Annotated in this window: 8 protein-coding genes; 7 read left to right on the plus strand and 1 reads right to left on the minus strand. The window is 42.8% G+C overall.

Annotated features, from left to right (window positions below; genetic code table 11):
• Positions 1–173 precede the first annotated feature (173 nt).
• From HEQ19_23480 to HEQ19_23510, 7 genes are all read left to right on the plus strand, one after another.
• Entirely contained in the window at positions 174–1364 is a 1191-nt protein-coding gene (locus HEQ19_23480) for a response regulator (protein WYM02022.1), read from the plus strand.
• A 391-nt stretch (positions 1365–1755) separates the two neighbouring features.
• Positions 1756–2121, plus strand: coding sequence for a response regulator (locus HEQ19_23485; protein WYM02023.1), 366 nt, complete (start codon positions 1756–1758; stop codon positions 2119–2121).
• A 154-nt stretch (positions 2122–2275) separates the two neighbouring features.
• Positions 2276–2806, plus strand: a complete 531-nt coding sequence (locus HEQ19_23490; GenBank protein ID WYM02024.1) for a chemotaxis protein CheW — start codon at positions 2276–2278, stop codon at positions 2804–2806.
• 16 nt (positions 2807–2822) lie between these two features.
• Positions 2823–5696: a methyl-accepting chemotaxis protein gene (locus HEQ19_23495; GenBank protein ID WYM03563.1), complete on the plus strand. Its 2874-nt coding sequence runs from the start codon at positions 2823–2825 to the stop codon at positions 5694–5696.
• 21 nt (positions 5697–5717) lie between these two features.
• Positions 5718–5840 (plus strand): hypothetical protein, encoded by a 123-nt coding sequence (locus HEQ19_31290; GenBank protein WZI66995.1) that lies wholly within the window; start codon positions 5718–5720, stop codon positions 5838–5840.
• Positions 5841–5978: 138 nt separating this feature from the next.
• Entirely contained in the window at positions 5979–11222 is a 5244-nt protein-coding gene (locus HEQ19_23505; protein ID WYM02026.1) for a response regulator, read from the plus strand.
• A 319-nt stretch (positions 11223–11541) separates the two neighbouring features.
• The gene (locus HEQ19_23510; GenBank protein WYM03564.1) at positions 11542–13635 is read left to right on the plus strand and encodes a prolyl oligopeptidase family serine peptidase; all 2094 of its coding nucleotides are present in this window, start codon (positions 11542–11544) and stop codon (positions 13633–13635) included.
• 85 nt (positions 13636–13720) lie between these two features.
• Here the strand turns inward: HEQ19_23510 and HEQ19_23515 are convergent, their stop codons facing one another.
• On the minus strand, positions 13721–14380 hold the full coding sequence (locus tag HEQ19_23515) for a hypothetical protein (protein WYM02027.1): 660 nt from the start codon (positions 14378–14380) through the stop codon (positions 13721–13723).
• Positions 14381–14645: the final 265 nt, after the last annotated feature.

Consider the following 14645-nt stretch of genomic DNA (forward strand, 5'->3'; position numbering starts at 1 on the left):
TATGTTTTTATATTTTGTGCTAATAGCAGTGATGATGACTACCGTGTGATCACTAGCTTTGTCACAAAATATTACAAGGTGTTCAGGATTGTTACGTAATGTATCCTGGAATCGAGAACGGGAAAAATTCACAAAACATGTCAAAAAGATAACAAGGAGCAATTTTTAGCTAAATGCAGGGAAATTTAAATGAAATTGATATCCGTAGTCTCCTGCAATTGATGGAGTTGGGGCAAAAAACTGGACAGTTGTTAGTTGAAGCCAAGAACTGTCAGAATTGCGAAAAGCTTGATGGATACGAGACCAACAGACATCACTATTGCCGTAAGTGTCAACAACAGCGTTGGTTAGTATTTTTATGGAATGGTCAAATTATTTATTGTCAAGAAGGCGATCGCAGCGGCTCACGCATCGGAGATTACTTAAGGCATTACCGTATTGAGATACCGCCAGACGAAATACATTTAGCCTCCTTAACATCGCTCAATCCACCAGAGTATACTTACCTTTGGGCACTGTTAGAACGGAACATGATTAACCCCAAGGTAGCGAGAAATATCATCCACGGCTTGGTGCATGAGACACTGTTTGATTTGCTGAGTTTACATCAAGGTAGCTTTATTTTCCATCAGAGTTCAGTAATTGCCCCGCAATTAACTAGCTTGGAGATTACACCATTAGTTACCAAAATTACCAAACAACTGCAAGAGTGGAAACAACTATATCCAGAGATTCAGTCACCGGAACAATTGCCCATGCTTGCTGACATAGTGCAGCTAAATTCCTCACTACCGACAAAAACAATAAATAAGTTACAACATTGGGCAGATGGGAAAACCTCCCTGCGTCAACTAGCGCGTTATCTCAACCGAGATATTTTGACCGTTGCCAAAGCAATATATCCTTACGTGCAACAGGGTTGGCTAAAAATAGTATATAAAAGAACTGACAAAAACAGTGATTGTACAACTGATGTGCGGGTAGAGAGTAATTATAGGGGGCGAATAGTATGTATTGACGATACAACCAGCATCGGTGAAACTATAGAGTCTATCTTACAGCCACAAGGATATGAAGCGATCGCAATCACTAATCCCTTAGAGGCGCTCAGTCTCGTTTTTCAACTCCAGCCAGATTTAATTTTCTGTGAAATTACCATGCCGAAATTAGACGGCTACGAGATTTGTGCCATGCTGCGTCATTCCCAAGCCTTTGCGTTTGTGCCAATTATCATGCTTACTGCTAAGGATGGATTCAATGATCGACTCAGAGCTAAGATGGTCGGGGCTACAGATTATTTAACAAAGCCCTTTGACGATACTGAGTTACTAATGCTCATCGAGAAATATCTCAACAGGGCATAGACGATGGAAATAAAAAAGATTTTAAGTAAGTCAGTGGGAATCAACCAAACTATATTACGAAACGTAAATATGCCCCAAATCCTTACCAATGAAGCATGAAAAATGACAAATGACGAGCAAAGCCTAGAAGGTTTATTTGCACCTACTTGTGCCTCCGTTAACAACTTTGTTAATCTACTCTCTGCTGTAGTGACACAAAAAAGATACAAGACTTGCTCAATCGATAAAAAATCGAGTAAAAAATGTTATCACAGAATCAGCCAACCACAGTACAACCTTATTATCTAGTAAATTAGTGAAAAATAGAATTAATTTATACAGTAAATGCTGGTGAGGAAATCAGGGAATGTTCCAACAAGGAACGTCTACATCAGGAGGTAGATACGCATTTATGAGTACAGTTCTGATTGTGGAAGACAGTATTGCACAACGGGAGATGATCACAGACCTCCTGAAAGCCAGTGGCTTAATAGTCACCCATGCCAGTGATGGAGTAGAAGCTTTGGAAGCTATTCAAAGCACACCTCCTGATTTAGTCGTTTTAGATATTGTCATGCCCCGAATGAACGGCTACGAAGTTTGCCGACGGTTAAAATCCGATCCGAAAACCCAAAATGTCCCCGTGGTCATGTGTTCTTCCAAGGGCGAAGAATTTGATCGCTACTGGGGGATGAAGCAGGGTGCAGACGCCTACATAGCCAAACCTTTTCAACCAACTGAGTTGGTGGGAACAGTCAAACAACTACTGCGAGGATAAGGTTCAACTACCCCATCCTTACAGGGTGGGGAGCAACGCAAGTGTCGAATAGCCCGTTGAGCCAGAATTGCGTACACACAGCTAGGTACTGCTTTTGCCTAGCTTACTATAAGTTCTTTTATGAGAACGTTGGACAAGCAACGATGAAGAAAATATGGTCAGCAAACCGGACTTTTTAAGTGGAAGTGGTCAAGACCATTTCCGCCCTGAATTACAAGTAGAAAGTCCTGAAGGTGAGTTACATTTGCGGTTTTATATTCCCTCGCATCAGGAGTTTGCACTACCAGCAACTGGTATTCGGGAGGTAATGGAACTGAGTCCAGATCGAATTACACCGATCCCTAATGTTTCTCCTTTGCTTTTGGGTACTCTAAATTTACGAGGTCGAGTAATTTGGGTGGCTGATTTGGGTCAATTTCTGGGAGAAGCAACCGCGTTAAACACAGATAGAGCAGAGATTCCGGTGATTGCTATCGAAGAGCAAGACACGATAGTGGGCTTGGCGGTAGAAGAAATCGGTGGTATGGACTGGCTTGATGTCCAGCATCTGATGCTACCAACTCATGTGCCGGATACTATGGCTCCCTTTTTGCGCGGAGAGTGGTTATTAGATGCTAATCACAATCAGTGTCTACGACTACTCGATCAAATGGCAATTTTGCGGAGTGCAAGGTGGGCAGGATGAAATGGGGAGAGAGGAAATGGCAGCAAGTATAGATGAGTACCTCGAAGCTTATCAGCAGGCTTATACAGCCTACACAGAACAGAATTATGAACTAGCAGCCACTTTAATTGACGAGGTGGTGCAAAATTTACCAGATGACTCTAATTCTCATTTGTTAAGGGGTCATATCTACTACGTTTTGCAGGAGTATGATATTGCCAAAATAGAATATGAAACAGTTTTGGTATTGAGTGAAGATGCGGGAATTATAGAGTTTGCCAAAAATGGAATTGATAGTATTAATCAATTGCAAGAAACTTTAGATTTATCGAACTCTTCTGTAGACAATGGTCAAGGAGATGCAGTAGATATATCGGCAGCTGTGCAAGTTGATGAACTAGAATTAAAAAAATGGGATTTGAGTGAGAATTTAGAAGAGGACAGCTTTGATTTTGAATCCTTAAGTGAGGAGGAAGAAATTTCAGAGGAAATAGATGAAATATCATTAGGAAATCCCTTTTATATTCCCACGGACAATCTGGAATTTTCGCCAGAAGCAGATTCTGCAGCATCTTTTACGGAAGACCCTTTTAGCTTGCATGAACAACCAAGTGAGCAAGATTCTCAAAGCAACAGTTGGCAAGACCAAGTAGAATTAGAACTTCCCCCTTTCTGGCAAGAAGATCTATCAACGGGTACTATTGACGAGTCAGATTCAGTTCCCAGTATTGGCGACGATAGCAATTCACCTTTTGCACAAGGTAACTCGGAAATACCGGCTGAGTTGTTGATTGGCGAAACTTCGCCAGCAGCGAGGAGTGCTGATTTGGAATTGCCAAAAAATGACGAGTCTGATGATACTCTATTGATCAGCAAGTCGATGGGAGAAGAAATTGGCAAAAATCCCAAAAACTTGATATATAACAAAGATGATTTTCAAGTTACATCAGAAAATTGGTTGGGACAAACAGACACAGACACCGCAGAAGATTTGCCGGAAGTCACATCATCTTTTGAGCGAAATTACGCGGTAGAACAAAAGGCGATAAAATCGGGTGTCGCCGGCGGCATCAAGAATTTTGAGGGGGATGATAATTTTGATTTTGAGGCATTTGAATCGGCATTTGGGACGGAAGATATTAACACTGATGAAGACACAACTGGTATATTGAATGCAGAAACAGCTAAGAGTAATATCGAGTTTTTAGATGACTTTGATGAATTTGATGATCTAGGCAGTATTCCTGGCTTTGATCTGACAGAAGAAGAGCCAACCTTTGCTGAAGTCGCCATCCGTGTTGGTACCCTGGATGCCAATGGGAGATTGCCAAGTAAAGGCATAGATCTTCCTATGAGTGATGCCACAAATAGCGATCGCGAAGAAGAACTATTTAGTATCACCGGCTCCCAAGAAGCAGTCCCAGTCTTTACCCAAACAGATGTCTCTAAGCTAGAACCTAACGTCAGCGTTGAGCAGGGCTGGTTAGCACTCCTAGAAAATGCCAGCCTAGAAAACAAACAATGGGTAGTAGCCGGGGTTGTGGGCGTGGTTTCGGCGCTGATGGTAGCGACAGTCAGCTTTGCGGCTACGACCTTTTCGCCAGCCCAACAAAGGGAGTCAGTACGCAATACAGGTTGGGCTATGGCCTTAGCTGCTGGGATTGCTGGTGGTGTGACTGCAGGGGTGATGGGAAATCTCACACTCAAGCAAATTCGGCGCACAACCAAGGATCTACAAGCTCAGTTTGATGCTGTACGCCAAGGTAATCTCAATGTTAAAGCCACAGTCTATTCCGAAGATGAATTAGGAATGCTAGCCACCGGCTTTAATGAAATGGCGCGGGTAATTTTCGCGACCACAAATGAAGCCCAACGCAAAGCCGATGAACAAGAAGAAGCCAAAGAAAACCTGCAACGTCAAGTAATTCGCCTCTTAGACGACGTAGAAGGAGCCGCTAGGGGAGATTTAACGGTTCAAGCTGAGGTGACAGCCGACGTACTAGGAGCCGTTGCAGACGCCTTTAACCTGACAATTCAAAATCTGCGGGATATTGTCCAACAGGTAAAAGTCGCAGCTAGAGAAGTGACTAAAGGTGCAACCAACTCAGAAACCTTTGCTAGAGCCTTATCTAGTGATGCGTTGCGACAAGCTGAAGAGTTAGCAAACACCTTGAATTCCGTCCAGGTGATGACAGACTCAATTCAGCGGGTAGCAGAAGCGGCGCGAGAAGCCGAAACTGTAGCCCGTGATGCTAGTACCATCGCCCTCAAAGGTGGGGAAGCTGTGGAAAATACTGTGGCGGGGATTTTAGAAATTCGGGAAACTGTAGCAGAAACCACTCGCAAGGTGAAACGACTGGCAGAATCTTCTCAAGAAATTTCTAAGATTGTGGCTTTGATTTCTCAGATTGCTTCGAGAACCAATTTGTTAGCCCTCAATGCTAGTATTGAGGCAGCAAGGGCAGGAGAAGCCGGACGGGGGTTTGCTATTGTGGCAGATGAAGTGCGACAGCTAGCCGACAAATCTGCCAAATCCTTAAAGGAAATCGAACAAATTGTGATGCAAATTCAGAGCGAAACAGGCTCTGTAATGACCGCAATGGAAGAAGGCACACAACAGGTCATTAAAGGCACAAAATTGGCAGAAGAAGCCAAGCGATCGCTAGAAAATATCATTCAAGTGGCGAATCGTATTGATATCCTTGTGCGTTCAATTACCACGGATACAGTGGAACAGACGGAGACTTCTCGCGCCGTTGCTCACGTCATGCAAACCGTAGAACTGACAGCGCAAGAAACCTCCCAGGAAGCCCAGCGAGTTTCCGGCGCCCTCCAAAACTTGGTGGGTGTATCCCGCGACTTGATAGCTTCCGTGGAACGCTTCCGAGTCGAAACCATCGAATCTCGGTAATTTGTCATTGGTCATTGGTCATTGGTCATTTGTTATTGGTCATTTGTTATTGGTCATTTGTTATTGGTCATTTGTTATTGGTCATTTGTTATTGGTCATTTGTTATTGGTCATTTGTTATTGGTCATTTGTTATTGGTCATTAGTAAAGGACAAAGGACAAAGGACAAAGGACAAAGGACAAAGGACAAAGGACAAAGGACAAAGGACAAAGGACAAAGGACAAAGGACAAAGGACAAAGGACAAAGAATAACTTAGCACTCATAACTCAGAACTTTGAACTATGCTGCCGGAACAACAACAGCGCATTTTGGGTTACTTTATTGAAGAAGCAAGAGACCATCTCAATACCATTGAGCAGGGATTGCTGAATCTGGAAAGTACTTTAAACGACCCGGAAATGATTAACGAAGTCTTCCGGGCGGCTCACTCTATTAAAGGAGGAGCGGCGATGCTGGGACTAAGTAGCATCCAGCACACTTCTCACCGTTTGGAAGATTGTTTCAAGGTTCTCAAAGAGCATCCGGTTCAGATTGACCAAAAGTTAGAGTCTTTATTTCTCGGTGTCTCTGATACTCTTAAAGTGCTGTTAGAGAATTTGAGCGGACCCTATGGTCTGTCGGAAGAGACAGCAAATACTCTGATGTCAGAAACTGAGCCGGTGTTTCAATGGCTGCATGAGCATCTAGAATTACTCGTAAAACAAGGCACCAATGGAGTAGTTAGCAGTACTAGGGAAATTCACAGCCAGTCAACAGGGACAGATAACGTTAATTCACTCAGTCAGATTTTCCAGGTCGAAGACACCAATCTTGTGTTTGACACATCCGAAGAGGAGCGATCGCCTGTCCCCATCCCTGAAGATAAAAATTGGGGCGAGTTTCAAACCCAAGTGTTACAAACACTGCGGGAAATGTTGCAATTGTTTAAGCAAAGTACAACGCCTGAATCTCGACAAAATTTAGAGCAATGCTGTCACCAATTAGTCACACTGGGTGAGAAATTTCATTTACCTAAGTGGTGTAGTTTATGTCAAGCGGCCGCTAGTGCGATCGCTAATCCTGAAAATACCTATCTAACTTTAGCTAAAATTGTCATTACAGAATTTAAACAAGCTCAGGAGTTAGTCCTACAAGGTAGGGACATTGAGATTACAATTAGTCAACAATTAGAAGCACTCCTCAACTTTCCTGAGATTGAACTATTAGAAATAACCCCTGATTTGCTAGAGCAAGAGCCAGCAACACAGTCAATTACAGAAACTGGGGCTGATCATCTATTGTCTGGAACAACAGATGATTTTGTCAATGGCAATAAAAACACGATTATTAGCCTAACTGAGGTATCTGAGCAACTTAATCTAGACGTAGAAATTCCCGCAGCCGCAGAAAACACAGTCACGGAAACTTCTCTACTTTCTCACCCCTTATCCAGTCTGGAAAATGATCGACATCCAACAAATACCAATATTGATTCCAAGGGACCAGAAGTAGGAATAGCTGAGTTAAATACCCTTGCTGGTTTGTTTGAAATTGACAATTCCGAACTGGATGAGACTTGGCAACAAGAGGAAATCCTAGACGTGAATACCGACAATACATCGGGAATTATTGACAACAGCGAAACCGAGAATCTTGATAATGATTTTGCTGATTTTCTGTTATTTGATGATGATAATAGCAGTGAGGAAATTCCAACAATCTCCGCTAATAGTGAAGATTTATCGTTGTTATTTGGCGACAATTTTTTAGAAAAAGACAATTCCGAATTGCCAGTCAATGTTTTATCAGATACAACCTTTGAGTTGGATGAGTTGGATAATATTTCTGACTTGGAGCTAAATTTAGACTCCTCTAATGAGCCAATTTTCGCCGAATTAACCCAAATTGCCGATGATTCTCAAAAGTCTGCTGGAGAAATGTCCACAGCGAATATCAGCGATGATTTATTGGAGTTGGGACTAGATGAATTAACCCAAATCGCCGATGATTCCCAAAAGTCTGCTGGAGAAATATCCACAGCGAATATCAGCGACGATTTAGTGGAGTTGGAACTAGATGAAAATGAATCAATATCTCCAGGAGAATTAACTCCAGCAGAGACGGAAAATATCGCCAGCCTCGAAGTAACCACCAAGCAAGAAAACAATTTTGAAGAGTTATTTTTAGCTGATAAAAATACTAATCGGCTGGAAGAAAGTACGCCTAATAATCACATATCTCAGCCAGAAAACGTATCTTTCGATCATCTGTTTGCGGAACTGGAAGAGAATTCACTACTGTCTCCAAGCGAGTCAGCTATCGGAGATTTATTTAATACATCTGATGACACAAATATAGAGTTTTCTGTGTCAGAAGACCCTATCAGCAACTTCTGGGAACAAGAAGCCGAACCAGAACAAAAGCAGGAAGTTGTGCAAGCTTTAGAAGAAAGTTTGTTTATGGCTGCGGCTAATGAAGACTTTTTTGTTGATAGTCAGCAGGATATATCTTCACCAACAAACAGTTTTGGTGTAGAAGATTTTGAACTTACTTTTTTACAGCCAGAGCCGGAACTTGAACTGAATATAACATCAGATGTGGGGAATGATTTGTTTGGGGAGTTTACAGCAAGTAACACGACAAATTTATCTGCTGTTAGGGATGATGTAGAGTCTGTGGCTGAGAGTATCCACCTCCAATCAGAGAACGATTCGACAGATCTAACTCCCGAAGTTTTGGATTTCATCCCCGAATTTACCAATCAGCCGCTAGAGACAGAATTTGCTGATAGTTCTAAATCCTTTACTGACCTGGAATTTGAGTTTTTGGATGCTAGCGATGAGAATGAAGATCAAACCATTACTCTTACTACTTATATTCAGCTAGACAGCGCCGATAATCCTATTAATGATTTAGATGATTTATTGCCAAGAGAAACTATTAATCCAGAATTTAATTTTACAGATATAGCAATTGAGTCTGAGATTTTAGATTCTCCGTTAGCAACTGAAGTTAAATTTACAGAAGCAAGCCTTGTACAAAGCGAGGAATTGGGTTTAGACAATGATTTATTGATGAGAGATTATGCTTTATTAGCAGGAGAAAGTCAGGAAGAGTTATTACAAAGTATAGGCACTGAATCTGAGTTAAATCTCACAGCAGAATCAGCGGATTTGTCAGAGCCTGTGTTGGATATAGGCGAAATATCTCAAGTAGAAAATGGTGTTATTATACCTCAAGCAGTAGCTCCAGAAAATCAGACTTATATTCAAGATGAATTTGCTGATTTGGAAGCATTACTACAAGAAGAACAAGTAGCTCCTATTCGCAATGCTTTTGCTATCACAGTAGAAGATTTTGCTGCATTGGAAGCATTGCTGGGTACAGACAACAATGAACAGGTGTCCTCACCACCGCTATCATTCCAGCCACAACTGACACCAGCTGCTGATTACACAGCTAGCAAGGCGGTGATACCAGAGATAGACGATGAATTTAGTGATTTAGAGAAACTGCTAGCCCAAGCAGATCAAACGATATCGCACTCACCACAAATAAAATCGAATACAAATAAAATCCAACGTAGCTCTAATCGTCGTGCGGCGAGATTTGAAGAAACGATGAAAGTGCCAGTTAAACAACTGGACGATATGAGCAATTTAGTTGGGGAATTGGTGGTAAACCGCAATACCTTAGAGCAGGATCACGAACGTCTGCGACAGTCACTAGATAACTTGTTAATTCAGGTACAACAGCTGTCGAATGTGGGTGCGAGGATGCAGGAGTTATATGAGCGATCGCTATTAGAAGCCTCTCTCCTCGCCAGTCGCAAACACAAAGACTCTGCTTCTGTCCCCACCCATGACAGCAATGCAGAGCGGGGTTTTAGTGAGCTAGAAATGGATCGTTTCACGCCTTTCCATACATTATCCCAGGAAATGATTGAAATGATTGTGCGGGTGCGAGAGTCGGCTAGTGACATTGACTTTGTGACCGAAGAAACTGAGCGAGTAGCGCGACAGTTCCGCCAAGTTACCACCCAGCTACAAGAGGGACTGACAAGGGCGCGAATGGTGCCTTTTTCCCAAACTATCGATCGCTTGCGGCGAGGAGTGCGAGATAATGCTATTAAGTATGGTAAACAGGTAGAGTTACTTATTGAAGGTGGGAACACCTTAATTGATAAGATGATCCTCGATCATCTGAATGATCCGCTAACCCACATGCTCAATAATGCAATCATTCACGGCATTGAAACCTCAGAGGAACGAGCAACCCTAGGTAAATCACCCGTGGGAGTGATTACAATCCGCGCCTTTCACCAAGGGAACCAAACCGTGATTTCTGTGGGTGATGACGGTGCGGGGATCGATGCAGAACGAGTCAAAGCAAAGGCTTTGAAGCTGGGGATGATTACAGCCCAACAAGCAAAAGCCATGAGCCGCATCGATGTCTATGACTTGCTGTTCCAGTCTGGTTTTACGATGAAAGATCAGGCGGATGAAATGTCAGGTCGTGGTGTGGGAATGGATGTAGTCCGCTCCGAGATTAGCGAAATTCGGGGGATAGTTAACACCGATTCCGCTATTGGTAAAGGAACAACCTTTACAATACGTCTACCACTGACCTTGAGTATTTGTAAAGCTCTCTGCTGTGTATCTGATAGAGCTAGGATTGCCTTCCCGATGGACGGCGTTGAAGATACCCTAGATATACCCGTCAAAAATATCCAGCACACTGCCGATGGACAATCATTTATTTCCTGGCGGGATACAATATTACCATTCCGACCCCTGAAAGAACTTTTAAGCTTCAATCGCCAGCTGAGTCGTGGTAATGTTTATGGTGGGAACCGAGATGATGATATGGTTTCCGTCGTCGTGGTGCGATCGGGAAATACCTTGATAGCCTTACAGATTGATCTGGTATTGAGCGAACAAGAAATCGTCATTAAGCAATTTGAAAGCCCAGCACCTAAACCTATCGGTGTAGCTGGTGCTACAGTTCTAGGTGATGGTCGTATTATGCCGATTGCTGACGTACTAGAAATCATGGACATCTTCCAGGGACGGATTTCTAAACAAAATACTAGTACTTATTGGCAGCAAAAAGCTACTCCCAATACGCCAGATACATCGGCTGTGAAAATTGACCCAACAGTCCTGATTGTTGATGACTCAATTACAGTCCGGGAATTGCTCTCCTTGACCTTTAACAAAGCAGGTTATCGCGTAGAACAAGCCCGTGATGGTCAGGAAGCTTGGGATAAATTGCGTTCTGGTCTGCCTTGTGATATAGTATTTTGCGACATCGAAATGCCCCGTTGCGATGGACTAGAGTTGCTCTCACGCATCCAAAAAGACAACAATCTCAACCACCTACCAATCGCCATGCTCACCTCACGGGGTGCAGACAAGCACAGACAAATGGCTATTCAACTTGGTGCTAGCGGTTACTTCACCAAACCCTATCTAGAAGAAGCCCTACTCGAAGCTGCAGGAAGGATGCTGAAAGGGGAAAAACTGGTTAATACTACCATTGTGTAAAGTTATAGCACTTCCTATTCAGATGAGGTACAAAATTGTATCACGCGATGTAGGGGCACGGCACTGCCGTGCCCTTACCGATGTACCTCACTAGGGCGAGAAACGCTATATATCAATTCAAAAATCTTTGCAACACATCGATAATCTGGGCGCAACACATCGATAATCTGGGCGCAAGGCCTTGCGCCCCTACCCTATCTGTGCCATTCTTTTGTCAAATTGGTATTATAAACCTCCAAATCCTCTATAGATACTTACTAGGAGATTACTCCTTACCATAACTGTTGCTACAATGCCGACAAAGTTACCTTCCCAAATTATGACCTACTCAGCACAACCCCTCATCTACCCACCCACTCGCAAAAGCGATCAAGTTGATAACTACCACGGTACTGTAGTTGCAGATCCTTATCGTTGGTTAGAAGACCCGGATTCAGAAGAAACAAGGGTATGGGTTGAGGCACAAAATCAAGTTACTTCAGCCTATCTTACCGAAATTCCTGCTAGAGAAAAAATCAAACAGCGGCTGACTAAACTTTGGGATTATGCAAAATATAGCATCCCATTTAAAGAGGGTGAATCTTTAAAAAATGGTGGCGGTGAACGCTATTTTTATTTCAAAAATGACGGACTGCAAAATCAAAGCGTCCTCTACACTCTCAAAACTCTTGACGCCGAAGCGAAAGTTTTACTCGACCCCAATAAACTTTCAGAAGATGGTACAATTGCCCTTTCAGGATTATCAATCAGCGATGACGGGAACCTGTTAGCCTACGGTTTATCTAGCTCTGGCTCTGATTGGCAAGAGTGGAAAGTGCGGGATATCGAAACTGGTGCAGACCTCCAAGACCACCTGCAATGGATTAAATTCTCAGGCGCATCGTGGACAAAAGATAATCAAGGTTTTTTCTACAGTCGTTATAATGAACCAAATGAAAAAACTAAATTAGAAGATGTCAATTATTATCAAAAGCTTTACTATCACCAACTGGGAACGACCCAATCAGAAGATGTATTAATATATCATCGCCCTGATGAAAAGGAATGGGGTTTTAGTGGCGGTGTTACTGAAGATGGGAAATATCTCATCATCTCAGTTTGGCAGGGAACTGACCCAAAAAATTTGGTTTTCTACAAAGATTTGACTAACCCCAATTCTGAAGTAGTGGAACTAATTAACAAATTTGAGGCTGATTACAGCTTTATTGACAATGATGATAGCGTCTTCTATTTTCGCACAGATTTAAAATCACCACGGGGACGAGTTATTGCTATCGATACCCAACAACCATCGGCGGAAAGTTGGCGAGAAATCATTCCCCAAGCAGCGGAAACTTTGGAAAGTGTCAGCATACTAAATAACCAATTTGTTGCTGATTATCTCAAAGATGCTCATAGCCAAATTAAAATTTTTGACCTGACTGGTGCATTTGTCCGGGAGGTAGAATTACCCGGAGTCGGTTCTGCAGGTGGCTTTGGTGGTAAGCGTCATGATACCGAAACTTTTTATAGTTTCACCAGCTTTACCACACCAGGCACGATTTATCGTTACGACATGGTGACAGGAAAAAGTGAACTTTTCCGCCAGCCAAAGGTAGATTTTAATCCTGATGATTACGAGACTCAACAAATATTCTACCACAGCAAAGATGGCACAAAATTGCCAATGTTTATCACTCACAAAAAAGGGATTAAACTAGATGGAAATAATCCCACTTACCTTTATGCTTATGGTGGGTTTAATGCCTCCATCACTCCTAGTTTTTCTGTGAGTAATTTGGTATGGATGGAGATGGGTGGTGTCTATGCTGTGCCTAATATCCGTGGTGGTGGAGAGTATGGCGAAGAATGGCACCAAGCAGGAATGAAGGAGAAAAAGCAGAATGTATTTGATGATTTTATTGCTGCTGGTGAGTGGCTAGTTGCCAATGGGTACACAAAACCGAGAAAATTAGCTATTGGTGGTGGTAGCAACGGTGGGTTATTGGTGGGTGCTTGTATGACCCAGCGTCCTGATTTGTTTGGTGCTGCTTTACCAGCGGTCGGCGTTATGGATATGTTGCGCTTCCATAAATTTACCATTGGCTGGGCTTGGACTTCGGAATATGGTTCAGCAGATAACCCAGAGGAATTTCCCGCCCTTTATGCTTATTCGCCATTGCACAACCTCAAAGCAGATACAGCTTATCCAGCTACTTTAATTACCACAGCCGATCATGATGATCGCGTTGTCCCTGCTCATAGTTTCAAATTTGCTGCTGCTTTGCAAGCCGTTCATGTTGGTGATGCGCCGGTGTTAATTAGAATTGAGACAAAAGCCGGACATGGTGCGGGTAAGCCCACGGCGAAGATTATTGAGGAAGCAGCGGATAAGTGGGGTTTTTTGGTGCGAGTTTTGGGGGTTGAGGTTTAGTAGAATTATGGGGTGGGCATTGCCCACCCTACTATAATGGCTGAATCCCGTTCTGACAAGTCAGAACTATTCACAAAGTGCAGTTTTATACTCGGCGCAACCGAAATGATTGACGACAACCGCCACTGCGATTATCCGTGTCAATGCGGAATGTCACCGGACTACTTGGAGTTACGGTAAAAGCCCCGGCGTTACCGCATTGTCCCGCGTCTCCATCTGGAGTGAAAGATACATCAAGAACAATATCGTTGCGACCAGATAAAGAAAATGTTTGTTGGCAACCACCACTGCGATTATCCGTGTCAATGCGGTAAGCAATACTTTGAAGAATTGTTTTGTAAAGTGGACCATAGAATGCAACATCTAAAGGAATTACGGGAATCCCTCTCAAGCCGGGATTGCCACATTGACCTGGATCGCCGTCTGGTCTAAAGTCAACAAATAAATTCAAACCTGCAAGTGTGTTCTGTGGATCTGAAACTGTAAACGCCTGACGACAGCCTCCCGATCTCCCATCAGTGTCTATCCTTACAGGATTAGACCAAATTCCGAAAGGAGTTACGATAACACCAGATGCAAGGGCATTGCACTGACCAGGATCGCCATCAGCCTCAAAAAGCTGAACAAATGATGCCGATCCTACCTGCGCTAAAGCCTTGTTTTCTGGAGAAAACAACGCTGTTTCTGATACAATTATGATCCCTGCAGTTAAAGTCAGACTTTTGACCAATTTAGACAAATTCATTATTTACCTCTTTAAGGGTAGTGTTACGGAAGATACTCAGTAATAGCACAGAATTAATTACACAAAAAATGGGCTGAAATTCTTGCTTGGTAAAAAATCAATATGTAATTAGGGGTTGCTGAATAAAGGTGTAATGCAGTCCAGGTAAGGAATTCCAGCCTTTTTTACCAAACAAATGCAAGGTTATAACATCTAGAGTCTCAAAACCCTTGCACTTTCGTTAGCGAGCGCTGGGTAAATTTGGAAACTGAGCAATGAAACAACC

Origin of the sequence: Gloeotrichia echinulata CP02 (genome assembly GCA_038087035.1) — a bacterium.
Lineage (GTDB): Bacteria > Cyanobacteriota > Cyanobacteriia > Cyanobacteriales > Nostocaceae > Gloeotrichia > Gloeotrichia echinulata.